At 73.4% G+C, this 25,056-nt stretch carries 21 protein-coding genes and 2 pseudogenes; 11 read left to right on the top strand and 12 right to left on the bottom strand.

The annotated features are described in order from the left end of the window. Positions 1-314: 314 nt before the first annotated feature. Complete coding sequence (locus AB0G50_RS25335) at positions 315-2,063, bottom strand: PAS domain-containing sensor histidine kinase (RefSeq protein WP_360112881.1); 1,749 nt, start codon at positions 2,061-2,063, stop codon at positions 315-317. A gap of 223 nt (positions 2,064-2,286) precedes the next feature. Between AB0G50_RS25335 and AB0G50_RS25330 the strand changes: the two genes are divergently transcribed. Both AB0G50_RS25330 and AB0G50_RS25325 read left to right on the top strand, forming a co-directional pair. Beyond that, complete coding sequence (locus tag AB0G50_RS25330) at positions 2,287-4,038, top strand: PAS domain-containing sensor histidine kinase (protein ID WP_360112879.1); 1,752 nt, start codon at positions 2,287-2,289, stop codon at positions 4,036-4,038. A gap of 3 nt (positions 4,039-4,041) precedes the next feature. Beyond that, entirely contained in the window at positions 4,042-4,725 is a 684-nt protein-coding gene (locus tag AB0G50_RS25325) for a response regulator transcription factor (protein WP_360112877.1), read from the top strand. Here the strand turns inward: AB0G50_RS25325 and AB0G50_RS25320 are convergent. The 8 genes and pseudogenes from AB0G50_RS25320 to AB0G50_RS25285 form a co-directional block, all read right to left on the bottom strand. Then, entirely contained in the window at positions 4,722-5,213 is a 492-nt protein-coding gene (locus tag AB0G50_RS25320; protein ID WP_360112875.1) for a CAP domain-containing protein, read from the bottom strand. The genes AB0G50_RS25325 and AB0G50_RS25320 overlap by 4 nt on opposite strands. A gap of 98 nt (positions 5,214-5,311) precedes the next feature. After that, on the bottom strand, positions 5,312-5,713 hold the full coding sequence (locus tag AB0G50_RS25315; protein WP_360112873.1) for a hypothetical protein: 402 nt from the start codon (positions 5,711-5,713) through the stop codon (positions 5,312-5,314). A 135-nt stretch (positions 5,714-5,848) separates the two neighbouring features. Further along, positions 5,849-6,739 carry a hypothetical protein gene (locus AB0G50_RS25310; RefSeq protein ID WP_360112871.1) on the bottom strand — a complete coding sequence of 297 codons (891 nt, stop codon included), beginning with the start codon at positions 6,737-6,739 and terminating at the stop codon, positions 5,849-5,851. 123 nt (positions 6,740-6,862) lie between these two features. Then, positions 6,863-8,191, bottom strand: coding sequence for a hypothetical protein (locus AB0G50_RS25305; RefSeq protein WP_360112869.1), 1,329 nt, complete (start codon positions 8,189-8,191; stop codon positions 6,863-6,865). Continuing rightward, positions 8,184-8,489, bottom strand: a complete 306-nt coding sequence (locus AB0G50_RS25300; protein WP_360112867.1) for a DUF6403 family protein — start codon at positions 8,487-8,489, stop codon at positions 8,184-8,186. The genes AB0G50_RS25305 and AB0G50_RS25300 overlap by 8 nt, the downstream gene beginning before the upstream one ends. A gap of 76 nt (positions 8,490-8,565) precedes the next feature. Beyond that, positions 8,566-9,849, bottom strand: a complete 1,284-nt coding sequence (locus AB0G50_RS25295) for a nucleotide sugar dehydrogenase (RefSeq protein ID WP_360112865.1) — start codon at positions 9,847-9,849, stop codon at positions 8,566-8,568. A gap of 449 nt (positions 9,850-10,298) precedes the next feature. Then, positions 10,299-10,985 (bottom strand): annotated as a pseudogene (locus tag AB0G50_RS25290) (endonuclease); the annotation flags it as partial. A gap of 78 nt (positions 10,986-11,063) precedes the next feature. Further along, a pseudogene (locus AB0G50_RS25285) lies at positions 11,064-11,351 on the bottom strand (DUF6359 domain-containing protein); the annotation flags it as partial. Between the two features lie 366 nt (positions 11,352-11,717). Between AB0G50_RS25285 and AB0G50_RS25280 the strand changes: the two are divergent. Together AB0G50_RS25280 and AB0G50_RS25275 are read left to right on the top strand one after the other, a co-directional pair. Then, positions 11,718-13,826 carry a tetratricopeptide repeat protein gene (locus AB0G50_RS25280; RefSeq protein ID WP_360112863.1) on the top strand — a complete coding sequence of 703 codons (2,109 nt, stop codon included), beginning with the start codon at positions 11,718-11,720 and terminating at the stop codon, positions 13,824-13,826. Between the two features lie 381 nt (positions 13,827-14,207). Continuing rightward, complete coding sequence (locus AB0G50_RS25275; protein ID WP_360112887.1) at positions 14,208-14,618, top strand: hypothetical protein; 411 nt, start codon at positions 14,208-14,210, stop codon at positions 14,616-14,618. 64 nt (positions 14,619-14,682) lie between these two features. Here the strand turns inward: AB0G50_RS25275 and AB0G50_RS25270 are convergent, their stop codons facing one another. Then, positions 14,683-15,504 carry an MBL fold metallo-hydrolase gene (locus AB0G50_RS25270; RefSeq protein WP_360112861.1) on the bottom strand — a complete coding sequence of 274 codons (822 nt, stop codon included), beginning with the start codon at positions 15,502-15,504 and terminating at the stop codon, positions 14,683-14,685. 300 nt (positions 15,505-15,804) lie between these two features. Continuing rightward, a complete protein-coding gene (locus AB0G50_RS25265; RefSeq protein ID WP_360112859.1) occupies positions 15,805-16,740 on the bottom strand; it encodes a PDR/VanB family oxidoreductase in 936 nt (311 codons plus the stop codon). Positions 16,741-16,882: 142 nt separating this feature from the next. On the opposite strand from AB0G50_RS25265, the gene AB0G50_RS25260 reads away from it, so the two are divergent. Genes AB0G50_RS25260 through AB0G50_RS25250 form a run of 3 tightly spaced genes read left to right on the top strand, consistent with a single transcriptional unit; the run spans position 16,883 to position 19,390 of the window. Then, complete coding sequence (locus AB0G50_RS25260; RefSeq protein ID WP_360112857.1) at positions 16,883-18,040, top strand: acyl-CoA dehydrogenase family protein; 1,158 nt, start codon at positions 16,883-16,885, stop codon at positions 18,038-18,040. A gap of 10 nt (positions 18,041-18,050) precedes the next feature. Further along, positions 18,051-18,539, top strand: a complete 489-nt coding sequence (locus AB0G50_RS25255; RefSeq protein ID WP_360112855.1) for a DUF4442 domain-containing protein — start codon at positions 18,051-18,053, stop codon at positions 18,537-18,539. Then, complete coding sequence (locus AB0G50_RS25250; protein WP_360112853.1) at positions 18,539-19,390, top strand: alpha/beta fold hydrolase; 852 nt, start codon at positions 18,539-18,541, stop codon at positions 19,388-19,390. The genes AB0G50_RS25255 and AB0G50_RS25250 overlap by 1 nt, the downstream gene beginning before the upstream one ends. Here the strand turns inward: AB0G50_RS25250 and AB0G50_RS25245 are convergent. Then, entirely contained in the window at positions 19,377-20,675 is a 1,299-nt protein-coding gene (locus AB0G50_RS25245) for an MFS transporter (RefSeq protein WP_360112851.1), read from the bottom strand. The two genes, AB0G50_RS25250 and AB0G50_RS25245, sit on opposite strands and share 14 nt — an antisense overlap. 122 nt (positions 20,676-20,797) lie before the next feature. Between AB0G50_RS25245 and AB0G50_RS25240 the strand changes: the two genes are divergently transcribed. The 4 genes from AB0G50_RS25240 to AB0G50_RS25225 are packed head-to-tail and all read left to right on the top strand — an operon-like array spanning position 20,798 to position 25,047. Continuing rightward, positions 20,798-21,895 (top strand): ABC transporter ATP-binding protein, encoded by a 1,098-nt coding sequence (locus tag AB0G50_RS25240; RefSeq protein ID WP_360112849.1) that lies wholly within the window; start codon positions 20,798-20,800, stop codon positions 21,893-21,895. Between the two features lie 13 nt (positions 21,896-21,908). Further along, positions 21,909-23,285, top strand: a complete 1,377-nt coding sequence (locus AB0G50_RS25235) for an ABC transporter substrate-binding protein (RefSeq protein ID WP_360112847.1) — start codon at positions 21,909-21,911, stop codon at positions 23,283-23,285. Further along, entirely contained in the window at positions 23,282-24,109 is an 828-nt protein-coding gene (locus tag AB0G50_RS25230; protein ID WP_360112845.1) for a metallophosphoesterase, read from the top strand. The genes AB0G50_RS25235 and AB0G50_RS25230 overlap by 4 nt, the downstream gene beginning before the upstream one ends. Next, positions 24,106-25,047 (top strand): sugar ABC transporter permease, encoded by a 942-nt coding sequence (locus AB0G50_RS25225; RefSeq protein ID WP_360112843.1) that lies wholly within the window; start codon positions 24,106-24,108, stop codon positions 25,045-25,047. Before AB0G50_RS25230 ends, AB0G50_RS25225 begins: the two co-directional genes overlap by 4 nt. Positions 25,048-25,056 lie beyond the last annotated feature (9 nt).

Below are 25,056 nucleotides of genomic sequence, written 5' to 3'. Positions count from 1 at the left end.
TTCCGGGCAGCGGGTTCCGGGCAGCGGGTTCCGGGCAGCGGGTTCCGGGCAGCGGGTTCCGGGCAGCGGGTTCCGGGCAGCGGGTTCCGGGCAGCGGGTTCCGGGCAGCAAGCAGGATCGGGGGCGGTGGGATCGGCCCCGCGGGATCGGGGCGGCGAGATCGGGGCGGCGAGATCGGGGCGGCGAGATCGGGGCGGTGCGATGCGGGGGCGGGGCGGGCAGCGTGGTGCGGGATGGTGGCGACCAAGTGACGGCATTCGGGAGCCGTCGGCTGCGCGAGCGGCGCTTGGGTGGGGGTGGGGACCGGGCAGTGGTCAGGGGAGGCCGGGGAGGGGGAGTTCGACTCGGACCGTGGTGCCGCCGTGGGGGGACGGGTTCAGGTAGACCGCTCCGCCGTGGCGTTCCGCGATCGCCCTCGCCAGCGCCAGGCCCAGGCCTGAGCCCACCAAGGGGTCCGGGCTGCGGTGGCCTCGGGGGACCGTCGTGAACAGGCGGCCCGCCTCGACCGTCAGCGGCACGTCGTCGGTCACCTCCACGGTCCACGACGTCCTCGTCGCGCACGAGCGCACCGACACCCGGCCCGACGGGGGTGACGTGCCGATCGCCGCCGACACCACGTGGTGCACCATGCGGGTCAGCAGGGACGGGTCGCCGCGCAGGACCGTTCCCGGCGTCGGCGCGTCCACCGTCAACCCCACCGACAGCGCCGACGCGTGCTCGTCCAGCCGGCCGACCTGCGACCGCACCAACCCGTCCACGTCCGCGTCCGCCACCGCCAGTTCCAGGCTGTGCGACTCGACGCCGGCCAGGAACAGCAGCGTCTCCACCAACGTCGCCATCCGCAGCACGTTCCGCTCGACCGCCTCCGCGACCAGCCGCCCGTCACCGTCCCGCCCCGACACCAGCATCGGCGTCAGCGAGGTCAACGCCGTCAACGGCGTCCGCAACTCGTGCGACACCGTCGCCACGAACTCGGTCTTGAGCGCCGACAGCCGGGACAGCTCCTCGTTGCGCCGCAACAACGCCTTCTCCAGCTCGACCTGGTCGGTGACGTCGCGCAGCACCCACATCTGCCCGAGCCGCAACTCCTCCAACCGCATCGGCACGAAGTCGACCTCCACCACCAGGTCCCCGAACTGCACCTCCGCGCCGTGCACCGGCACGCCGTCGGCCAGGCACCGCGCCGCCAGCGCGTCGAGCTCGACGTAGTCCTCCGCCGGCCTGACCCGCCGCGCGATCAACTCCGGCGAGGTCAACCCGGTCAGCTCGCCCGGCTCGCCCGCCAACCCGAGCAGCCCGACCGCCGCCTGGTTCACCAGCAGCAGCCGGCGGTCGGCGTCCTGGAGCACGACACCCACCTCCAGCGCGTTCACCAGCGTCTTCAACCTGGTCGCGGTGGCACGCAGGTGGTACTCGGCGTCGTGCAGGTCGGTCACGTCCCTGGCGAACGCCACCAACCCGTTGATCACCGGGTCGTCCACCCGGTCGAGGAAGATCACGTCCATCACCGCCCATCCGCCGCTCTCGTTGCGCACCCGGGCGGTGTAGCGGACGGCGCCGCCCGGGTCGTCGGTGTGCAGGTCCGCCATCAGGGCGGCCAACTCGGTCTGGTCCTCGGGGTGCACCAGCGCGGCGACGGCGTCCATGCGGGACTCGCCGTAGCGCAGCGGTGTTCCGTCGGGCCACCGGGTCAGGTTGCTCCAGCGCAATAACCCGTCCGGACCGAACAAGCACACGATGGTGGGCATTTCCGCGATGATCGCGTCGCGCAGCGCGATACCCGAAATCGGGAACGCCGCCGCGTCCACCGCCGCCGCGACCGCCTCCACGAACGCCGTCAGCCGGGGATCGGGCGCCGCGGTCACCACCACCGCTCCCCCGGCCTCCAACGGCACGACCACGTCACCGGTCCACGGCGGCGCGTGGGTCACCACCTCCGCCGTGCGCACCACGGGCAACGCGCGCAACACCCCGACCGCCGCCGAGGCACCGTGCCCGACCCTCCCGGCCCGGGTGACCGCGCGCACCGCGCCCGCCACGTCCCACGGGTCGTTCTCAGGCATCTGGTCCCCCTGCCGCGGTCCGCTGTGGTGCACCACCACACCGTGAAATCCGCGAACTGCGGCGTGGCGCACCGACCACACGCCGGGGGTCCACTCGAAACGGTGAAAAACCGCACCGCGCCACCGATTCCCGGTGGACCCGGCGGCAGCGCTCGTATCGTGGCAAGCCCGCCGAACGCGTCCGCTTCCACCGTGGACCCGCACACCCACCTGGAGCACACCCATGGCCGACCGCGGCCCGCTCGGGGCGCACCAGTCGCCCGTGCTCGCCGGCCTGCTGACCGAGGCGACCGGGCTGGTGTCGGGCGAAACCGGGACGGAGGAGGCGGTGCCACGGCTGCTCGCCCTGTTGCGCCGAGTGCCCTCCGTGCGCGCCGCGCACTGGCTGCCACCCGGAAGCGCGTCCCCCCGTCACTCGGTGGTGGTGCAGCTGGACGACGCCGCCACGCCGGGTGACGCGGCCCTGGTGCGGTCGCTGGTCGCGCTGATCGACGCGGTGTGCGACCGCAGCGCACCGGCCGTCCCGGAGCCGCGCTCCGGCGCGAGCGCACCGGTGGCCGGCCGCGCGCTGGTGGTGCTGATCGACGCGGACGGCGACGTGTCGGCGTCCCCCGAGGCCATGCGGGACGTGCTCGGGCACCCGCTCGGCACCGTCGGCGGTCTGTCCACCATCGTGCACCCCGAGGACCTGGCGGTGGTGCGCGGCGCGTTCGAGTCGACCGTGCGCCACCCGGAGAGCCAGGTCGAGGTCGACGTGCGGGTCCGGCACGCGGACGCCCGGTGGGTCGTGCTGCACGTGGCGATGGTGAACCTGCTCGACCGACCCGGCATCCGGGCGGTGGTCGCGCACGGTCAGGACGTCACCGAGGAGCGCCGCGCCGACGAGCAGCTGGCCATCGAGCGGGCCCGGCTGCGCGAGCTGGTCGAGCACCTGGAGAGCGGCGTCGTGGTGGACGACGGCGAGCGGGTGCTGCTGGACAACGCCGCCTTCACCCGGCTGTTCCGGGCGCCGAGGCTGCCCGGCGGCCCGGTGGCCGACCTGGTGGAGCAGCTCGCGGGCCAGTGCGCGGACCCCGCCGAAACCCGGGCGCACCTGCTCGCGGTGGTCGCGTCCGGCCGCCCGCACCACGGGCTGCGGCTGGTGCTGGCCGACGGCCGGGTCCTGGCGTGCGACGTGGTCCCGTTGCGGGCGAGGCGCGCGGCGGGCACGTTCTGGCACTTCCGGGACATCACCAGCGACGAGGAGCTGGAGGAGTCCAACCGCGCGCTCGCCCGCGCCGCCGAGTCCAAGAGCCGCTTCGTGGCCACCGTGTCGCACGAGCTGCGCACGCCGCTGACGGCCGTGCTGGCGTTCGGCGAGCTGCTCGGCTCGTCCACCGCGGACCCGCTGAGCGACGGCCAGGCCGCGCAGCTCGCGGTGGTCAACCGCAACGCGCGCCGGCTGCTGCGCCTGGTGGACGACCTGCTCCTGCTGTCCCGGCTGGAAACCCACCAGCTCACCGTGGAGTGGGACCTGGTCGACGTGGCCGGGCTGGTCGGCCAGGTGGTGGCGGACCACGTCGCGATGGCCGGCCGCGAGGACGTGCGGGTCGAGCTGGCCGTCACGCCCGGCGGCGCGGTGCGCGGCGACCCGGCGCGGTTGACCCAGGTGCTCGACAACCTGCTGTCGAACGCGCTGAAGTTCACCCCGTCGGGTGGCGAGGTCCGGGTGGACGCGCGGGAGGACGGCGCGCGCTGGACGGTCTCGGTGACGGACACCGGCATCGGCATCCCGGAGGAGGACCTGCCGACGCTGTTCGACACGTTCACCCGCGCCTCGAACGCGGGGGTCGCGGGAGTGCCCGGCAGCGGGCTCGGGTTGTCCATCTGCCGGCAGATCGTGGCGCTGCACCACGGTTCCATCGCGGTCGAGAGCACGGTGGGGGTCGGCACGACCGTCCACGTGCGCCTGCCGCTCGCGCGCGGGGAGGGGTGAGGCATGAGCACCGTGCTGGTGGTGGAGGACGAGCCGGACATCGCGTTGGCGCTGCGGCTCAACCTGGAGGCCGAGGGGCACGAGGTGCTGGTGGCCGCCGACGGCAAGCAGGGGCTGCGGGAGCTGCACCAGTCCAAACCCGCGCTCGTGCTGCTGGACATCGGGCTGCCGGTGATGGACGGCTGGATGGTGCTGGAGCGCATCCGGGACGTGAGCGACGTGCCGGTGCTGCTGCTGACCGCGCACGGCATGGAGGCCGACAAGGTGCGGGGGTTGCGCGGCGGCGCGGACGACTACCTGACCAAACCGTTCTCCGCCAAGGAACTGCTCGCCAGGATCGACGCGATCCTGCGGCGTTCGGACTCGGGGGGCGCGAAGGCCGAGGTGTACGACGACGGGCTGGTCCGGTTGGACAACCGGGCGCGCCGGGTCTTCGTGGACGGGGTCGAGGTCGAGGTCAACGCCACCGAGTACAAGCTGCTCGCGGTGTTCGTCCAGCATCGGGGTGCCGTCCTCTCACCGGTGCAGCTGATGGACAAGGTGTGGAACGACCCGACCGGCATCGGCGCCGAGAAGGTGAAGTTCGCGGTGATGCGGTTGCGGCGCAAGCTGGGCTGGTCCGCGGACGACTCGCCGATCCGGGCCGCGCGCGGCATGGGCTACCGCTACGACCCGCCGAAGGCCTAGCGGGAGCCGAAGTTCTGGGTCCAGTACGCGCGGCCCTTGGCGTCGGTCGTGTACGCGACACCGAGGTCCTTGTAGCCGCAGTTGAGCAGGTTGGCCTTGTGCGCCGGGCTGTTCATCCAGTCCGTCATGACCTGGGTGGGCGTCTTCTGGCCGTACGCGACGTTCTCGCCCGCCATCTTCCACACGTAGCCCGCCGCCTCGATGCGGGTCGCCGGGGTGCTGCCGTTGACACCGGCGTGGGTCATGGTGCCGGTCTTGGCCATCTCGTCGTTGTGCGCCTTGGCGGCGGTGGCGAGCTGGGTGTTGGCGGTGAGCGCCGCGCAGCCGACCTTGGCACGCTCCTGGTTGGTCAGCGTCAGCACCTGGGCCTCGTAGGAGGCGGCGGTCGCGGGGGTGGTCGCGGCGTTCGCGGCGGCCGAGGTGCCGAGGAACGCGGCGGTGGCGAGCCCGGTGGCGAGGACGGCGGTGGCGATTCGGGTGGTGTTCATCGGACTCTCCCTTGTTCTTCGCTGGTGAGAACAAGGTTCGAGGCCGTCGGGTCGTGGTCCGGGTCGGCTTCGGGTGCAACTCGGGTGCAACCGCCGGGCTAGGGCAACCAGAGGGTGTGGTCGGGTCCGTCGTCCTCGGCGAAGCAGGCCAGCGCGGCGCGCGCGGTGATCAGGGCGGAGCGGGTGGCGTGCACGTCGCCCGCGATCGCGTGCGAGAAGGCGTTGCCGAGGTAGCCCTGGACGATGCGCAGCGGGCCGTTGGGTTCGCGGGCGGCCAGGTCGGCGATCCGACCCTGCACCGGCGACACCGTCTCGGTGAACGAGGTCAGCATCGACTCCAGCACGGGGCCCGCGGGCGCGGACGGGTCCAGCACGGCGATCGCCGCGTCCACGGCGGACACCAGCACGCGGGTCACCTCGCGCGAGGGCCGCCCGGAGCCGGCCGTGGCCGACCCGCCGCAGGTCTGACTCGGGACCATCACCGGTTGCTCGGGGCTCACGGAACGTGAGTCTAGGACCCGCGATCACCGGGTGCTCACGTGCGTCTGCACGTGCACCCGCACGGCGCACCGGGTCACTACGGATCTACCAAGGGGGCTGGCTCACCGCGTTCGACAGGTAACCCGATCGAGGGGTTACCCGGCCGGATGGGCAGACAGACGGTGGGTCCGCGCCACCAGGTCCTCCACTCGGCGCAGCACGTCCGGCTCACCCTCGGTGATCGCCGGGAGCAGCGCGACGTAGTCGGCGACCAGCGCGCGGTAGGCCTCGCCGAACTCCGCCCGCTCCCGCGCGGTGTGCGTGTCCGCGGAAGTGCGGGCGTACGCGGCGTCGAGGTCGATGATCCGCTGCGCGAGGGCGGTCGCGGCGGCGGTGAGCACGGCGCGGTCGTCGGCCACCTCGGTGCGCCGCCGCCGGCGCACCGAGGCCAGCCGGCCCGCTCTCCTGGCGCCCGCGTAGAGCAGCACGGCGCCCGCCACCACCGCGCCGACCGCCGCCGCGGCCACCAGGAACCGGGGTAGCGACGGGCTGATCACCCGCGCGCCGTCCGGGACGATCCCGGCCTTCACCAGCTGGTCGTAGTTGACCGCGACGACCTTCAGGGCCTCCAGCGGCTGGTCGACGAACTGGTCGACGCCCGCGCCGAGAGTGGTTTCGGCGACGACGGCCTTGCCGAAGTTCTCGTCGTCCACGCCCGGCAGGAGTGCGCAGGAGTACCGGTCGAACTCGTCCTCGCCGGGTTTGAGCATGAGCGCGAGCGTCCCGTCCGCCGCGCCGCGCACCCCGTGGCACGCCTCGCGCAGGTCGGCGTCGGGTTCGAGGAACGCGACCACCAGCCGCCGGTTGCCCACGATCCGCTCGGCGGCGGCCTGGTCCAGCTCGTAGCCGGGCGCGGCGTAGACCGAGGACACGCGGACCTGGCGGGCGACCTCACCGTCCAGGACGCCGCCGGACCACAGCGCCCATCCCGCGAGCACGAGCAGGGCGAGCAGCGCCGCGCCGAACGGCGTCCCGAGCCGCTTCACGCGGGACCTCCGGGCCGTGCCGACCGCACCACGCCAAAGTGCGCTCCCCGGTGCTTCACGCGGGACCTCCGGCAAGCACAGGCAGTGCCGACGACACCACGCCGAAGGGCGTTGCCCTGCGCTTCACGCGGGACCTCCGGCGAGGTAGGCGTCCGGCCGGTACTCGGGTCGGCCCAGGGCGCGGGCGGTGTGGTCGAGTTCGGACTGCGCGTCGTCCAGCAGCGCGGCGACCCGCCGGTCCGGCACGCCGCCCGCGAGCGCGTCGCGCGCCGCGCCGAGCTTCGCGATGCCCCTGGTGAGCGCCGGGTCGCGGGACAGCGCGGACACCTCGACGGCGAGCGCGGTCAACCCGGCGAGTCGCGCGGGCGCGCGGCGGGTGCCGTCGCGGGTCGGGCGGCGCGGCGAGCGGACCGACAGCGCCAGGAACGTGACGGCGCAGGCGAGGAAGACCAGCGGGAGCGCGGGCAGCGCCACCTCCAGCGGGTCGGCCGGGCGGTAGGGCAGCGGTCGGTCGAACAGGCCCGCGTACCGGACGTCGGTGACCTTGTTCAGGTAGGCGGAGAGGATGGCGCGCTGCGGGTAGGCGTAGCGGGCCAGGCGCTCGGCGAAGCGGCCGTAGAAAGTCGCGCCCACGACGTCGGCGAAGTCCGCGGCGTGCGGACCCGTGGAGGTGATCCACGAGCCGTAAAGGACGACGATCGGCTTGTCGGGGAAGGACTTCGCGAGCGCCGGGCCCCACGCGGGCAGCGGCTCGCCGAACGGCTGGAGCGGCAGGGCGAGGTAGAGCGCGCCGTCGGGGAACGCGGACCGCGCGGCCTCGGCGGGCACGTCGGTGAGCGTGGCGCCGGCGGCCCGGTGCACGCCCGTGGCGCGCAGGTCGGCCAGCACGGGCTCGAGTTCGGCGGCGGTGGGTTCGCGCCAGGTGACCGGGTCGACGTCGGGCGGCGCGTCCTCGCCGTGCAACCCGGCGACGAGCGCGACGAGCTGGTTGGTGACGTCGCCGGTGCCGAACTGCGCCCGCCAGTCGTCCGACGAGTCGCCGGCCGCCGCGTACGGGCCGCCGGACACGTCGGTGCCGATCACCCGGATCGTGGCGCCCTCCGCGGTGCGCACCCGGTCGCGCTCGGCCTCGTCCAGTCCCGGTGGCGCGACGAGGATCCGCACGTCCCGGTCGCCGATCGCGTCCGCCACCCGCTTCTCGTCCCACCGGGCGATGGCGCCGGGCAGCCGGACGACGGGATCGGCCCGGACCAGCGCGGCCAGTTCCCCGGCCGACGGCACCGCGGCCGCGCTCAGCTCGCCGGCGGCCCCCTCCGGGATGACGTCCCGGGCCGCCGGCGACTGCCCGTAGCTGACGTCGACGGCGTGCCGCTGGGCGAGCAGGAACACCACGACCACGACCGCCGCGACACCGAGCACGGCCCACCGGACCCACCCGGGAGCCCTAGCCACGTCCGTGCTCCCGCCACGCCCGCTCGGCCGCCCGGGCGAACCCGGTCGCCCGCCGCGCCACCCGCGCACCGCCACCGCAGGCCACCAGCGCCTGGGCCTGGGACAGCAACTCCTCGGCCCGCGGCACCGCGGCGGTCGAGGCGTCCCGGCCGACCTCCGCGACCTCGACGGCGCCGCGGGCCAGCACCCAGGCCTGTTCCCGGGCGCGGGCGGCGGCTCGGACCCCGGGCCCGAACGCCGCCCCGAAACCCGCCCCGACGAGCACCAGGCCGCCGACCACCCAGACCAGCCAGTCCATAGTGCTCCACACGGTCGAACGACGCCGAAGCCGCATTGTGCCCGACCACGCTGTGTGCCGGCGTCGTGCCCGACGGCTAGAGCCGGGTCACCTCCGGCGCGGTGATCCGACCGGTCACGTCCAGCAGCAGGCGCGCCGTGCGGGTCACGTGGGACAGGTCGTAGTCGGCGTGCGGGATCAGCAGCACGGTCAGGTCGGACGCGCGCAGGGCCTCGTCCAGGTCCGCCACCGGTGGGCCCAGTTCCGGGACCTCGCCCGCGCGCGGGTCGTGGTGCGCGACCGACGCGCCGAGCCCGGTCAGCCGGGCCGCGATGCGCAGGGCCGCCGACTCGCGGGTGTCCGGCACGTTCGCCTTGTAGGTCACGCCGAGCAGCAGCACCCGGGCACCCGCGACGGGGCGGCCGTGGTCGGCCAGCAGCCGCACGGCCCGGGACGCCACGTAGGCCGGCATCGCGTGGTCCACGCGCTGGGCGGCCTCCACGACGTTCAGCCGGGCGCCGGTGCGGTGGGCCTTGTCCAGGAGGTAGCGCGGGTCGACCGGGATGCAGTGGCCGCCGACGCCCGGGCCCGGGGTGAAGGGGTGGAAGCCGAAGGGTTTGGTGGCGGCGCAGCGCAGGACGTCCCACACGTCCATGTCCAGGTGGTCGCACAGCATCGCGATCTCGTTGACCAGCGCGATGTTCACGTACCGGTAGGTGTTCTCCAGCAGCTTGGCCATCTCCGCCTCGCGGGTGCCCCGGGCGGTCACGACGGTGTCCACGAAACGGGCGTAGAAGGTGGCGCAGTGCTTGGCGCACAACGGGGTGTGGCCGCTGACGATCTTCGGGGTGTTGCGGACGCCGTAGTGGTGGTTGCCCGGGTCGATGCGCTCCGGCGAGTACGCGAGCGGGAAGTCCTCCCCCGCCACCAGGCCGCCGCGCTCGAGGATCGGGCGGACCACCTCGTCGGTCGTGCCGGGGAAGCTGGTGCTCTCCAGGACCACCAGCGTGCCGGGTCTCAGGTGGTCGGCCACCGCGCCCGCCGCCGCGCGCACCGCGCTCAGGTCGGGGTGGCCGTCGGCGCGCAGGCCGGTGGGCACGCAGATCACCACGGTGTCGGCCCGGCTGATCGCGGCCGGGTCGGTGGTCGCGGTGAAACCGTTGCGGCGCATGGAGTCCAGCTGGTCGGGGCGGACGTCCGGGATGTGCGGAACGCCGCGGTTCAGGCCGTCGACGACCGCCTTCGACGTGTCGTGGCCGACGACCGCCAACCCGGCGGCGCAGGCGGCCTCGGCGAGGGGCAGGCCGACGTAGCCGACGCCCACCACGACGAGGTCGACGCGGGCGGCGGTCGGAAGGGGGTAACCCGGGCACCTGGTCATCGACGTCTCCCCACCCTCGGCATCGGTTGCTCTCCGCAACCTAACAGTCACCTAGAGCGAGTAGTCGTGGTCCAATCCCAAGATGACCCGCAGAGGTCGCGCTTCACTCGGAAAGGCCGGCGCCGCGGGCCCGATCCGGTCGCCGACCGCCGAGCGTTCCCCGTCGTGGTGAACGGGGCTTCGCCCGTCCGGCTGGTCGTGGGACGTTTCGGCCCGCAGTTCGGCGGACCTCCGTCACGCCGCGCGTACGGGCAGGAACCAGACCGCAAGCGGGCGGCGCGGCGCCGCAAGACCTTGCGCAACCACCGGTCCGGTTCCGCGAGCCACCGGGACCGACACCCCCGGTCGCGCGGTCGGCACCGGCGCGTCGCGCGCGCGGGTGTGCAAGAGGTTCCAGCGCCGCACCGCCGTGCGGGACCGCAGCGGTGCGGTCCCGTACGGCGTGCAGGTCAGTTCCAGATCGACGCGGCCCACTCCGGGTGGTCGATGAACGGGTTGCGGTTGTGCTGGAAGGTCTCGTAGATCACCTGGTTGCGGTGCTTCTCGAACGCGTCCGGCGGGTCCTGGAGGTTCCACTGGAGCAGCACGGACTGCTTGCCCAGGTACGGCGCGGAGCCGTTGTTGACGCTGTTGTTCAGCTCCAGGTTCGGGTAGCCGTCGTTGCCCTCGTACCGCACGGCCATGTAGAAGATCATCCGCGCGACGTCGCCCTTGACCGCGTTGCGCGGTTCCCACGAGTCGGAGTCGGTGTAGTTGCCGGGCGCCTCCGCCGCGGCCGAACCGCCGTTGTCGAAGTCCTTGTTGCCGCGGTTGGAGTTCACCGACACGTCCTCGGGACGCAGGTGGTGCAGGTCGGTGCCGGGACCGGTGGCGGTGCCGAAGTCGCCGTGCGACTTGGCCCAGACGTGCTCGCGGTTCCAGTCGTCGGGGTTGCCGCCGTTGCTCGACTTGCTCTGCGACCGGCCGCTGTAGACCAGGATGACGTTGTTGCTGTTGTTCGGGTCCTGGTCGGTGACCTTCAGCGCGTCCCACACCTGCTCGTAGGTGAGCTTGCTGTTGGTGCGGATGATCGAGTTCAGCGCGGCCTTGAGCGCGGCGCCGGACTTGCCCGCCGCGGGCGCGTAGTAGTCGTCGGACGGCACGCCGCTCGTGGTGGTGGTCGGCGGCACGGTCGTGGTCGTGGGCGACGTGCCGGCGTCGGCGAACGCGGTCGGCGAGGTCAGGCCGGGGTGCGAGAAGTACGCGCCGAGGGGGCCGGTGACGTCGATCCGGGCGCCGAGCAGGCCGGGGTTGGTCCGCAGGCCCCAGGCGGCGCGGAACGACGCGGTGATCTGCACGTAGATCATCTGGCCGGTCGCGGTGGTCGACGGCGAGTCGGCCAGGGCGAGCGCGTAGTCGTTCGGGAAGTTCGAGCGCACGACGGTGGTGGTCGCGGTGGGCTGGCCGACGACGTAGCCGCGCACGGTCGCGGTGCCGCTGTTCTGGCTGATCGCCTGGGCCACGGTGAGCGGCGCGGCGCCGCCGGCGGCCGGGGCGAGCAGGCCGCCCGCCACCAGGGCGAGCGCGGCCACGAGGCCGGCGAGCGGATACAGGAGCCGTTGTTTTCGCACGATCGGGTGTCCTCTCCCCAGGCGCGGCCGCAGGGTTTTGCCGCACGCAACGTGACCAACGTGCCGGGCCACCCGGGCAGTCTGCCCCGATCTACTCCACTTCCAGGTGAATGCTCCCCGAAGTTCTGGGTGGGTTGGTCGAGTCGGACCAACGCTCGTTGCACCGGTTCGCGGGTCGGGTCGCGGGGTCACCTCGACGGCGGACAGCGCGGGCACCTGTTTGCCGCTTCAATGAACGTCCTGCTCGGGGAGGGGCACGTGGTGTTCGGTAGGCGCAACAACGAGGTGCGGGGTGTCGCCGAGACGGTCGTCCAGGTGGGCGGCGTCGAGGGCGACCTGCACCTGCACGCCCCCGCGCCCGCCGCGCCGGTGCCCCGCCAACTGCCCGTCGCGTTCGGCTACTTCACCGGCCGGGAGCCGGGGTTGGCGTGGCTCGACCACCGGCTCGCGGCGGCCAGGGCGGGCGCGCCGGACGGGTCGCCGATCGCGGTCGTCGCCGGGTCGCCGGGCGTCGGCAAGACCGCGCTGGCGGTGCGGTGGGCGCACCGGTGGCGCGACTCGTTCCCCGACGGCGACCTCTACGTGGACCTGCACGGGTACGACCTGCGCGCGCCGGCCGCGCTGGACCAGGTGTTCGAGCGGGTGCTGCGGGCGCTGGGCGTGCGGTCGGAGGACATGCCGACGGCGGTGGAGGCGCAGGAGTCGCTGTACCGGTCGCTGCTGGCGCGCCGGCGGGTGCTGGTGGTGCTGGACAACGCGGCGTCGGCGGACCAGGTCCGGCCGCTGCTGCCGGGTTCGGCGACGTGCTTCGCGGTGGTGACCTCGCGCAGCAGGTTGTCCGGACTGCTGGTGCGCACCGGCGCGGCCCGGCTCACCCTCGACCCGCTCGGGCCCGCCGAGGCCATGGGGTTGCTGCGCGACCTGCTCGGTCCCGAGCGGGTGGACGCGGACCCGGCCAACGCGGTGGAGGTGGCGCGGCAGTGCGCCTACCTGCCGCTGGCGCTGCGGATCGCGGCCGACCGCACCGCCGGGCACCGGCACACCACGCTGGCCGAGCTGGTCGAGGAGCTGGCGGGCGAGCGGGACCGGCTCGACGTGCTGTCCGCCGACGACGAGTCGACCGCGGTGCGCGCCGTGTTCTCGTGGTCCTACCAGGCGCTGCCCGCCGAGGCGTCCCGGGTGTTCCGGCTGCTGGGGCTGCACCGGGGCGCGGACATCGGCACGGCGGCGGTGGCCGCGCTGATCGCCTCGACCGTGCCGCGCGCGCGGCGGGTGCTGGAGGTGCTGACCGGCGCGCACCTGCTGACCGAAACGGGACGCGACCGGTACCGGTTCCACGACCTGCTCCGGGTGTACGCGGGCGAGCTGGCCGCCGCCGAAGAGTCCGAAGTGGACAGACGGGCGGCGGTGCGCCGGCTGCTGGAGCACTACCTGCGCACCGCGGACGCGGCGGACCGGTTGCTCTCGCCGCAGCGCCGGCACGTGCCGCTGGACCCGTCGCCGGGGTTCGACTCGGGACTGCGCAACCACTTCGAGGCGCGGCAGTGGTGCGAGGCGGAGCGGCCGAACCTGGTGTCGGCGGTGCGCCAGGCGGCCGACGAGGGTTTCGACGACGTGGCGTGGAAGCTGCCGATCGCGCTGTGGGGCTACTTCACGCTGCGCACGCCGTGGGTGGACTGGATCACCACCTACCGGATCGCCGCGGCGGCCGCGCGGCGGTGCGGCGACCGGGTGGGCGAGGCCTGGACGCTCGGCGGCCTGGGCATCGCCTACCGGGACCTGCGGCGGTACGAGGAGGCGATGGCGAGCTACGACCGCGCCCTGGCCCTGTGCCGCGAGGTGGGCGACCGGTACGGGGAGGGGTGGACGCTCGGCAGTCGCGGGGTGGCGTGCTGGGAGATGCGGCGGTTCGAGGACGCGCTGACGTGCTCGCGGGAGGCGCTGGCGGTGTTCGAGGAGATCGGGCACCCCTACGGCCAGGCGCAGGCGCTGTTCTGCTTCGGCGAGTCGTGTCGGGGGCTGGGGCGGTTCGAGGAGGCGTTCGGGTACCTGGAGCGGGCGTTGGAACTGCGCCGGGACGTGGGTGACGGGTGGGGCGTGGCGCGGACGACCACGAGCCTGGGCTACGCGCACTACGACGTCGGCCGGTTCGCCGAGGCGCTGGAGCTGTACGGGGCGGCGCTCGCGATGTGGGAGGACATCGGCGACCGGTACGGGGAGGCCCGGACGTTGATCGCGCTGGGCGACGTGCTGACGGTGCTGGGCGACCCGCGGCACGCGGCCAAGGCGTGGCGGCGCGCCCTGTCGATCTGCCAGGAACTGGGGTCGCCCCACGCGCGCGAGGTGCGGGACCGACTGGCGGGGTGACGCCTCCGGCACTGCGGGGCGTTCGACGGACTCCGGTTCGGCGGGTGTTCGGCCGAGCAGGGTTCGGCGGGGCAGGGTTCGGCGGGGCAGGGTTCGGCGGGGCAGGGTTCGGCGGGGCAGGGTTCGGCGGGTGGGCCGCGTGCGCTGGGCGGGATTCGGCGGCACGGGACTCGGCGGCGCTCGGGCCGCCTTGGCGGGTGCCCGGGTGGCGGTCGCCGGGCGGGTGCCCCATCCGGGCCGGTGGCGGTTCTCCGGGCAGGTGATCCCGGGCCAGGCGGGGTTCGGGTGGGTCCGGCGGGGTGTTCGGCCGGCCGGGGGCACCGGGAGCGGGGAGGATCCTGGTGTCCTGGTGGCCGAGGCTGGGAGTGCGGCGTGCTGTACATGATCTCGAGTTATGGCAGTCGGCGGGATTACGAGGCGATGGCCGGCGTGGGTGTCGACGCCTGGTCGCCCGAGCGGTGGGCCGAGGTGGGCGCGCTCATGGAGGCGTTCAACCGCGAGCTCGCCGAGTCCGGCGAGCTGGTGGAAACCCGGGCCTTCACCTCACCCGCCGACACCCGACGGCTGACCCTCGTCGACGGTGTGCCGGCGGTGACCGACGACCCGGCGGGCGAAGGGCTCTCCCCCACCGCCTACTGGGTGGTGGACTGCCCCTCCCTCGACCGCGCCATCGGGATCGCCCGGCGGTTGCTGACCGAGGGCGGCACCGTCGACGTGCGACCGATCGCCGGGTCCCGGCACGAGTTGGCCGGGTCCGCCGAGGACCGTAGGTCGTGGGACAACCCTACGTAGGGATTGTTCAACAATGGGGCAATGGGGCAATGGGGCAATGGGGCAATGGGGCAATGGGGTCAGGCTACGATCCGGCCGGGTGGCGGACGGGGAGGGTCAGGCCCGGGGTGGCCAGGGTGATCCGGCCGGGGAACTCCTTGGCGGCGGCCTTGTGCAGGGACTCCTGCCACTCCGGCTCGCCGGAGGCGAAGTGGGTCAGGACCAGGTGGCCTGCTCCGGCCTCGGTGGCGGCGGTGCCCGCGTCCGCGCCGGAGAGGTGACCGTGCGCGGTCGGGTCGGGCTGGGTCAGGGTGGCCTCGGCCAACAGCACGTCCGCGCCGGCCGCCAACTCGGCCAGGGCGGGCGTCGGGCCGGTGTCGCCGGTGTAGGCCAGGCACCCCGTCGGCGAGGTCAGCCGAACGCCGCAGTTCGGCCGCACGTGGCGGAGTTCGCGCAGCTCGACCGTGCAGTCACCGACCTCGAAGCGGTCGCCCGGCTGGTACTCGTGCACCTCGAACGCGACCTCGAAGGCCTTGTCCAGCAACGGCATCGTGGTCACCGGGAACAGCGTGGACCAGCGTTCGAACAGCTCCGCCGCGCCGCACGGCACGTACAGCGGCACGGGCCGGAACGCGGTGTCCGGGCGCAGCGGCCCACCCGGGACCTCGACCAACCGGTTCAGCAGCGACTTGCCGATCGGCAGCAGGTCGTAGCAGTGGTCGGAGTGGAAGTGGCTGATCACCACCGCGTCCAGCAGCCACGGCGCGGTGTGCGCGCTCAGCGCGGTGGCGATGCCGGGGCCGCAGTCCAGCAGCACCGAGGCGTGGTCGGTCCGCACCAGGTAGCCGGAGCTGGGCTGGCCGTCGGCGGGCATGCCCGCGCGGCAACCGAGGACGGTCAACTGCATGTGGTTCCTTAAGCCGGAAGGCGGTTGCGCGGTCCCGGACCGGGCGGGGTGACCCGACCCGGGTGCACGCGGATCATCGTGGTGTCGCCGGCCGCGCGACGGGCCGGAGGGCGGAACGGGACCAGGTGGCCCGGTGCCCGCCGACCGGGTCGCGGTGGGCCGGAAGCAGGTCCGGAACCGGGTGGCGCCGGGCCGGTGCCGCCGACCGGGTCGTCGCGGTGAGCCGGACCGCGGCACGGCACCAGGTGGTCCTGGCCCGGTGCCCGCGGCACGGGTCGTCGCGCCGAGCCCGGCGGCGGTTCAGAGGTCCAGGACCAGGCGGGGTGACCTGGCCCGGGACACGCAGAGCATCATGGTGTCGCCGGCCGCGCGCTCGGCGGGTGTGAGCACCGAGTCGCGGTGGTCGACCTCACCGCCCAGCACCGTCGTCTCGCAGGTCGCGCAGGTGCCCTCCCGGCAGGAGGTCTGCACGGAGACGCCCACCTTGCGCAGGGCGTCCACAATGGACTCGCCGGCCTCGACCGGCACCGTCTCGCCGGTGGAGGCCAGTTCGACCTCGAACGCGTCGGACGGGCCGTCGACGTCGTCGCGGGGTTTGAAGCGCTCCAGGTGCAGCGTCGGCCCGGACGCCGGGAACACCGACTCGAGCGCGGCCAGCATGGGCTCCGGTCCGCACGAGTGCAGCGCGCTCCCCTCGCCCAGCGCGGCCACGATGTCGGCCAGCGGGAGCAGGCCGTGCTCGTCCTGCGGCAGCACGCGGACCCGGTCGCCGTGCGCGGCCAGTTCGCCGACGAACGCCATGCTGTCCCGGTCCCGGCCGCCGTAGTGCAGCACCCAGTCCGCGCCGCGCCGGGACGCCTCGGCGATCATCGGCAGCAGCGGCGTGATGCCGATGCCACCGGCCACGAACACGTACGACGTCGCGTCGGCGAGCGGGAAGTTGTTGCGCGGCGCGCTCACCTCGACCACGTCGCCGGCCGCGACCGCGTGCATGGCCTTGGACCCGCCGCGGCTCGCGGGCTCCAGCAGCACCGCGACCCGGTAGGAACTCCGGTCGGCCGGGTCGCCGCACAGCGAGTACTGCCGCACCAGGCCTTCGGACGTCCGCACGTCCACGTGCGCTCCGGGTGTCCACTCGGGCAGCGCCACACCGGACGGTTCGACCAGGGTGAACGAGCGCACGTCGCGCGCCACCAGCGCGGTGTCGTGCACGATCAGCGGCATCCAGGTCGACACGGGCGTCCTCCTCGTCGGTGTCCGACCAGCAGGGTCGCGCAGGCGGACGCGGGCGCGGAAGGGGTCCGAACCCCGTCGATTCGGTCGATCGGCATTGCCTATCGACCACCCGGCGCACAGCGGGCTCTGGCCGAATGGCCGCGTGCCCACGTCACAGGAACTCCTGGAACGCACCCGCGCGTTCGTCCGCGACCACGTCCTGCCGGTGGAACACGAGGTCGTCGTCGACGGCCGGACCGTCGACGACGAACTGCGCCTGGACCTGCAACGACGCGCCAAGCAGGCGGGGGTTTTCGGGCCCCTGTCGGCGCCCGAGCACGGCGGTCTGGGGTTGACCGCGGTCGAGCAGGCCGAGGTGGTCGAAGCCGCCGGGTACAGCCTGCTCGGCGCGCTCGCGCTGAACTGCTCGGCGCCCGACGACGGCAACATCCACCTGCTCGACCACACCGCGAACCCCGCGCAGCGCGAGCGCTACCTGGCGCCGTTGGCTTCGGGTTCGGTGCGGTCCGCGATCGCGATGACGGAGCCGGCGCCCGGCGCGGGCTCGGACCCGTCGATGCTGCGGACCACCGCCGAGCGCACCGCCGACGGCTGGGTGATCAACGGCGAGAAGCACTTCACCACCGGCGTCGAGGGCGCGGCGTTCGCGATCGTGGTGGCCCTCGCCGAGGACGGTCCGACGATGTTCCTGGTGGACCGGGACAACCCGGGCATGGTCGTCGGCCGCCGGATGCGCACGCTGGACCACAGCAACCCCGGCGGGCACAGCGAGGTCGTGTTCCGGGACTGCGCCGTCGGCGCGGACGCGGTGCTCGGCGGCGTGGGCACGGGCATGGAGCACGCCCAGGTCCGGCTCGCGCCGGCACGGCTGAACTTCTCCATGACGTGGCTGGGTCTGGCCGTGCGGGCGCACGAGATGGCGGCGCGGCACGTGGTCGAGCGGACCGCGTTCGGCCGCCCGGTCGCCGAGCACGGCATGGCGCAGGCGCACGTGGCGGACAACGAGATCGACATCGTCGCCTCGCGCGCGCTGATCCGGTCGACCGCCGCCGTCCTCGACGAGCACGGGGCGACCAGCTCGGCGGCCAGGCACGCGGCGTCGATCGCGAAGACGTTCGTGTCCGAGGCGGTGTGGCGGGTGTTCGACCGCGCGGTGCAGCTGCACGGCGGGCTCGGCGTGTGCGAGGACCACTTCGTGGCGCGGTTCCTGGTGGAGGCGCGCGCGTTCCGGATCTACGAGGGCCCGTCGGAGGTGCTGCGCTGGTCCATCGCGCGGCGCGTCCTGCGGACCCGCTCCTGAAGGGATTCCCGTGTCCGACTTCGCTTCGCTGTACGGGCCGGTCGACCCGGCCGCGCCGGACTTCGAGCACCTGCGCCGGGTTTCGGCCGGCATGGTGCCGTTCGGCAACCACACCGGCGTGGAGATCACCGAGATCTCCGCCGAGCGCGCGGTGGTGGAGATCCCCGAGGAGTCGCACCTGCGCAACCACCTGGGCACCGTGCACGCGGGCGCGTTGTTCACCGCGGCGGACATCGCGGGCGCGGCGGCGTTCGTCGGCGCGGCGGCGCACGGCCTGGCGCGGGTGAAAATGCTGGTGCTGCGCGATTCCCGGGTGTCGTTCCGCAAGCCCGCCGTCGGACGGGTGCGCGCGATCGGCACCGTGGACCCGCGCGACGTGGCGAAGGCGCTGGCCGGCTCCGGGCGGTTCGACGTCGACGGCCGCGCCACGATCCACGACGAGTCCGGCCTGCTGCTGGCCAAGCTGTCGTTCGACTACGTGTGCGAGGTGGCGGCCTGATGTCCCGCCCCACCTTGGAGACGCTGGCCGTCAGCACGTCCGACGGCGCGGGCTTCGTGCTCCGCGTGACGGCCGCCGAGTCGACCTCGGCGCCGGTGGTGCTGGTGCTGCCCGCGATGGCGATGAAGGCCAAGTTCTACGGCGGACTCGCGAAGTCCCTGCACGCCAACGGGTTGTCCGTGGCCACGGTCGACCTGCGGGCCCAGGGCGAGAGCACTCCCCCGCTGGGCGAGGCGCCGGACTTCGGCTACCGCGAGCTGGTCGAGGTCGACCTGCCCGCGATCACCGGCGCGCTGCGCGACCGGTTCCCGGAGGCGCCGATCGTCCTGTTCGGACACAGCCTGGGCGGTCAGTTGGCGCTGCTGCACGCGTCCGTCGCGGAGGACGTCGCCGCGGTCGTCGTGATCGGCACCGGAACGGTGTACTGGAAGGCGTTCGGCTGGCGGCGCTGGGCCGAGTCGATCGGCGTGATCCAGTGGATCGGCCTGGTGGCGCGGCTGCGCGGGCGTTGGCCCGGCGGTGTGCTGATCCCCGGCCCGATGCAGGGCGGCGTGATGACGGACTGGGCCCGGCACTCGCGCACCGGCCGCTACCGGCCGCGCGGCAGCGAGGTCGACTACGACGCCCGGCTGCGGGAGCTCGACCTGCCGGTGATGGTGATCTCGCTGGACCGGGACACCCTGGGCCCGAAGTCCACCGTGGACTTCCTGTGCACCAGGATCCCGAACGCGCGGCTGACCCGGTGGCACGTCGTCGAGGAGGACGGCGTGGCGCACCGGGACCACATCGAGTGGATCAAGGACACCGCGGTGATCGGCGGCCGGGTGGCCGAGTGGGTCAAGCGGGGCTGAGCACGACGCGGGTCAGCACGGCCGCCGCCGCGGCGCAGGCGGCGGCCACGAGGAACGTCACGGCCATCGCGGAGCCCTCCGGCGACAGGATGCCCGCGACGGCGACCCCGACCACCGCGCCGAACTGGCGGAAGGTGTTCATCGCGCCGGACGCCGTGCCGGTCGACCCGGCGGGCACCGCGCCCATCATGGCCTGGATCGCCACCACGCCGCTGGACAGCGGCACGCCGATACCCAGCAGCACCAACGCCCACGCGTAACCCCAGTAGCCGACGCCGAGGTCGAGCAGGCCCAACCCGGCGAGCCCGGCCGCCACGCAGCACAGCCCGACCACCATGGTCCGCCGCGTGCCCAGCCGCGCCACCACCGCCGACGCGCCCACCGCCGCGACCGCCAGGAACCCGAACAGGGTCAGGAACCGCAGGCCGGTCGCGAGCGGCGACAGGCCGACGACGTGCTGGAGGTGCGTGGTGACCAGCAGCAGCACGCCGTACAACCCGAACAGGCCCAGGAAGTTCACCACGCACGCCACCGCCACGGCCGGGATCCGCAGCAGCGCCGGCGGCAGCATCGGCGCGGCGACGCGATTTTCCCACCACCCGAACGCGAGCAGCGCGAGCAGCCCGACCCACGCCACCGCCTCGCCCTCGATCAGGGCGAACGTCACCGCGCTCGCGCCGAGCACGAACAGCACCTGACCGAGCCAGTCCGCGCGCCGACCACCCGGCGCGGGCGCGCCCGGCATCCGCAGCGCCAGGCCGACCAGCGCGAGCACACCCAGCGGCACGTTGAGCCAGAACATCGAGCGCCACCCGGCGAACTCCACCAGCACGCCGCCCAGCAGCGGTCCGAGCGCGAGCGCGACACCCGCCGCGCCGCCCCACACGCCGATGGCCCGCGCCCGGGCCGCCGGGTCGGGGTGCAGCTCGGTGATCGCGGCCAGCGACAGCGGGACGGCCGCCGCCGCGAACACGCCCTGCGCGGCGCGGCCGGCGATCAGCACGGCCATGTCCGGCGCGAGGGCCGCCACGACCGACGCCGCGGTGAAGCCGGCGATCCCGAGCAGCAGCACGGGTTTGCGCCCCACCCGGTCCCCGAGTGAACCGGCGGTGAGCAGCAGGCAGGCGAACGCCAACGTGTAGGCGTCCAGCAGCCATTGGCCTGCGCTCGCGCCTCCACCGACGTCGGCGCGGATGGCGGGCAGGGCCACCGGGGTGATGCTGGTGTCGAGGTAGACGAGGAACGTGGCGACGCAGACCAGTCCGAGCACGAGTCGTGGTTGCACGGTTCCCGAACGTAATCAACTCCCCAGGATGCCCCGGACGCGCGGGCGCCGCTCCTATCGCGCGATCGGCAGTGTTGATCACGCGCGCGCGAAGGGCCGTCCGGCTGCTGTGCTTTCGTCCCGTGAGCCGAATCCAGATCGACGCCGCGACCAAGCGGTTCGGCGCGGTCACCGCCGTCGACCAGGTCAGCATCGACATCAGCCACGGGGACTTCCTGGTCCTGCTCGGACCGAGCGGGTGCGGCAAGTCCACCCTGCTGCGGATGATCGCGGGGCTCGCCCCGCTGTCCTCCGGCCGGATCCGGTTGGCCGACAAGGACATCACCCACGTGCCGCCGCGCGACCGGGACCTGGCGATGGTGTTCCAGAGCTACGCGCTGTACCCGCACCTGACCGTCGCCCGCAACATCGGCTTCCCGCTGCGCGCCCGCGGTCGCTCGAAGACCGAGATCCGCGGCAAGGTCTCCGAGGTCGCCGCCGTGCTGGGGCTCGACGAACTGCTGGAGCGCCGCCCGCGCGAGCTCTCCGGCGGGCAGCGGCAGCGGGTCGCGCTGGGTCGGGCGCTGGTCCGCGACCCGGGCGCGTTCCTGATGGACGAGCCGCTGTCGAACCTGGACGCCAAGTTGCGCACCGCGACTCGAGCCGAGCTCACCGACCTCCACCGCGCGCTCGGCTCGACCTTCGTCTACGTCACGCACGACCAGGTGGAGGCCATGACCATGGCCACCCGGATCGCCCTGATGAACGGCGGCCGGCTGGAGCAGGTCGGCACGCCGGAGCAGGTCTACGACGAGCCCGCGTCGGTGTTCGTCGCGGGCTTCCTCGGCTCGCCGCCGATGAACCTGGTCGACGCCGTGCTCACCAGCCGGGACGGCGAGGTGCGGGTGGAGGCCGACGGCGTCGACGTGCCGCTGGGCCTGACCGGCGAGCTGCCCGCGCGCGAGGTCGTGCTCGGGATCAGGCCGGAGCACCTGCGGCCGGGCGGCGAACTGCTGCGCGGCGTCGTGCGGAACGTGGAGAACCTGGGCAGCGAGGAGGTCGCGCACTGCCTGGTCGGGCAGGCGCGCGTGTGCCTGCGCCGCCCGCGCCCGATCGGCCTCGAGGCCGGTGACGCGGTGGGCCTGACGTGCGCCCCCGAGCACGTCCACCTGTTCGACCGGACCAGCGGACGCCGACTGGTCCGGCAGCCCACCCCTGCCGTGGTACCCGCCCTCACCTAGAAGGAGCTTTCCCGTGAAACGAGCCCGTGTACTCGCGCCGGTCCTGGCGACCGCGCTGGCGCTGGCCGGGTGTGGGGGGCTGGGCAGCACCGCGCCCGCCGCACCGAGCACGACCCAGTCCCTGATCCCCGAGCTGAAGTCCGACCAGCAGGTCTCGATCGTGTTCGAGAGCTACAACTTCGGCCAGGCGGGCGCCTGGACGGACACCTTCAACGAGTTGATCGGCAAGTTCGGGCAGAAGTACCCGAACATCAAGGTCACCGCGCAGAAGCCGCAGGGCAACAGCCCGAACCCGGCCGCCGACACCATCTCCAGCGTGCAGGCGCAGCTGGCCACCGGCACGCCGCCGGACGTCGCGCAGCTCGGGTTCAGCGACCTCGACTTCACCATCCACGGCCTCAACGCCAAGCCGCTGGACGAGCTGGTCGGCAAGGACGCGGTGCAGAAGAACTTCGACGGCGCCAAGTACCCGTACGCGCCGACCGCCCGCACGCTGGGCAACTGGGACGGCAAGACCTACGGCGTCCCGTTCGTCTTCTCCACCCCGGTGCTCTACTACAACGCCACCCTGTTCGGCGGCGCGGGCCTGGACCCGGCCAAGCCGCCGAAGACGTGGGACGAGGTCAAGACGGCCGCGCTCGCGATCAAGGCCAAGACCGGCAAGGACGGCGTGTACGTCGACTGCCTCACCAAGATCGCCAAGGACTGGTGCTTGCAGAGCCTGGTGCGCTCCAACGGCGGCCGGGTCGTCTCCGAGGACCGCAAGTCGCTGACCTTCGCCGACGAGCCCGCCGTCAAGGCCGTCACGATGGCGCAGGACCTGGTGAACTCCGGCGCGCACCCGAAGCTCTCGCAGCAGCAGGGCTACGAGGCGTTCGCCCGCGGCGACATCGGCATGATCCTGGAGACCAGCGCGATCCAGGGCACGTTCATCAAGGGCGCCAAGGACAAGTGGGACCTGCGGGCCACCACGTCGCCGAGCTTCGGCAGCCAGAAGGTCGTGCCGACCAACTCCGGCGCGTCGCTGTTCGTGCTCTCCAACGACGCCGCCAAGCAGCGCGCGGGCTGGGAGTTGATCAAGTTCCTCACCAGCGAGGAGGCCTACACCCTGATCTCCTCGAAGATCGGCTACCTGCCGCTGCGCACCGGCCTGGTGGACGACGCGGCCGGCCTGAAGGACTGGGCCGCGAAGAACCCGCTGATCAAGCCGAACCTCGACCAGCTGGCCGCGATGGAGCCGTGGACCTCCATGCCCGGCAACAACTACCTCCAGATCCGCGACGGCATGATGGAGGCGGTCGAGAAGGTCGTCTTCCAGGGCGCGGACCCGGGCAAGACGCTCAAGGACCAGCAGGAGCAGGGCACGAAGCTCCTCCCGGCGGGCAAATGACCGAGCTGACCATCGTGCAGTTCAGCGACACGCACCTCCTGCCGGAGGGCGAGCTGATGCACGGTTCGGTCGACACGCTCGTGAACCTGGAGGCGGCCACCGCTGCGGTGGCCGCCTCCGGCGCGAGGGTCGACGCGATCCTGATCACCGGCGACCTGGCCGACCACGGCGCGCCCGAGGCGTACCGGCGGTTGCGCGCCGCGGTCGAGCCGTTCGCGGCGGGGCTGGGCGCGAAGGTGCTGTACGCCATGGGCAACCACGACTCGCGCGAGGCGTTCGCGACCGAGCTGGGCGCGCCGTTCGACTCGACGCACCGGTTCGGCGACGCGCGGGTCGTCGTGCTGGACAGCACGATCCCGGGCCGGCACGACGGCCGGCTGACCGCCGACCAGCTGGAGTGGCTGCGCGCCGAGTTGGCCGCGCCCGCGCCCGCCGGCACCGTGCTGGCGCTGCACCACCCGCCGCTGCGCTCGCCGCACCCGACGGTGGACGTGCTGCGGTTGAAGAACTCCGCCGAGCTGGGCGCGGTGCTCGCGGGCACCGACGTGCGGCTCGTGGTGACCGGGCACGCGCACTACGCGGGGTGCGGCGCGGTCGGCGGCGTGCCGGTGTGGGTCTCCCCCGCGCTGGCCTACCGGGTCGAGTCGCTCTCGCCGCGCGGACGGCTACGCGGGATCGCCGACTCGGGGTTCTCCCGGATCGACCTGGTGGCCGGGCAGTGGGTGGCCACCGCCGTGCCGCTGCCGACCGCGCAACCGGTGTACGACAACGACGAGGCCGAGATGATCGCGTTCATCACCGGTCTCACGCCCGAGGAGGGGTGACGGTGTTCGTCGAGCTGCCCGCGCCGGAGCCCGGTCCGGTGCCCGAGGTGTCCCGGCCGTCGCTGCCGCGGCGGGTGCTGCGGGGCGCGCCGCCGTACCTGTACCTGGCGCCCGCGGTGGCACTGCTGGTGATCTGGACCTACCGGCCGCTCGTGCAGACCGCGCAGCTGTCGTTCTACTCGTGGAACCTGCTGCCCACCACGCCGATGACGCCGGTGGGTCTGGGCAACTACGAGCGGTTGCTCGCGCAGCCGGAGATCGGCGACGCGGTGTGGCGCACCGTGCTGGTGGTGCTGGGCGTGCTGCCGTTCTCGGTGGTGATCCCGGTGCTGGTCGGCATGCTGACCCGGCACGTGCGGCGGATGAAGACGCTGTACCAGGCGCTGGTGTTCGCGCCGATGCTGGTCGCGCCGGTGGCGAGCGCCGCGGTGTGGCAGTGGCTGCTCGCGCCGCGGGCGGGCGCGGTGAACCGGTTGCTCGGCACCACCACGAACTGGTTGCAGGACCCCGAGGGCGCGCAGGTCGTGGTCATCCTGATCACCGGTTGGCACGTGCTGGGCTTCGCCACGCTGATCGTCGCGGCCGGGTTGTCCGGCATCTCCGGCGACTACGCCGAGGCCGCGGCGCTGGACGGCGCGTCGCGGTGGCAGATCACCCGCTGGGTGACGTTCCCGCTGCTGTCGCCGACCCTGGTGTTCCTGACCCTGATGACCATCCTGCTGTCCGCCCAGTGGACGTTCCCGCTGATCGAGACGCTGACCCAGGGCGGTCCGGCGGACGCCACCACGAACATCTACTACCTGCTGTGGGACGTCGGTTTCCGCAGTTACGACGCGGGGTTGAGCGCGGCGGCGGGCATGGCCCTGTTCGTCGTGTTCTCGGCGATCGCGGCGCTGCTGGTGTGGCTGTCGGACCGGCTGACCTTCCACGACAACTAGGGGATCCGC

The sequence above is a fragment of the Actinosynnema sp. NPDC020468 genome, assembly GCF_040642015.1.
Lineage (GTDB): Bacteria > Actinomycetota > Actinomycetes > Mycobacteriales > Pseudonocardiaceae > Actinosynnema.
This window is presented reverse-complemented; position numbering and strand designations above follow the sequence as displayed.

Excerpts from the sequence above, each read along its gene's own strand:
- AB0G50_RS25270 (WP_360112861.1), bottom strand. The coding sequence starts at position 15,504 with ATGCAGTTGACCGTCCTCGGTTGCCGCGCGGGCATGCCCGCCGACGGC.
- AB0G50_RS25335 (WP_360112881.1), bottom strand. The coding sequence starts at position 2,063 with ATGCCTGAGAACGACCCGTGGGACGTGGCGGGCGCGGTGCGCGCGGTC.
- AB0G50_RS25230 (WP_360112845.1), top strand. The coding sequence starts at position 23,282 with ATGACCGAGCTGACCATCGTGCAGTTCAGCGACACGCACCTCCTGCCG.
- AB0G50_RS25325 (WP_360112877.1), top strand. The coding sequence starts at position 4,042 with ATGAGCACCGTGCTGGTGGTGGAGGACGAGCCGGACATCGCGTTGGCG.
- AB0G50_RS25275 (WP_360112887.1), top strand. The coding sequence starts at position 14,208 with ATGATCTCGAGTTATGGCAGTCGGCGGGATTACGAGGCGATGGCCGGC.
- AB0G50_RS25295 (WP_360112865.1), bottom strand. The coding sequence starts at position 9,849 with ATGACCAGGTGCCCGGGTTACCCCCTTCCGACCGCCGCCCGCGTCGAC.
- AB0G50_RS25300 (WP_360112867.1), bottom strand. The coding sequence starts at position 8,489 with ATGGACTGGCTGGTCTGGGTGGTCGGCGGCCTGGTGCTCGTCGGGGCG.
- AB0G50_RS25320 (WP_360112875.1), bottom strand. The coding sequence starts at position 5,213 with ATGAACACCACCCGAATCGCCACCGCCGTCCTCGCCACCGGGCTCGCC.
- AB0G50_RS25330 (WP_360112879.1), top strand. The coding sequence starts at position 2,287 with ATGGCCGACCGCGGCCCGCTCGGGGCGCACCAGTCGCCCGTGCTCGCC.
- AB0G50_RS25250 (WP_360112853.1), top strand. The coding sequence starts at position 18,539 with ATGTCCCGCCCCACCTTGGAGACGCTGGCCGTCAGCACGTCCGACGGC.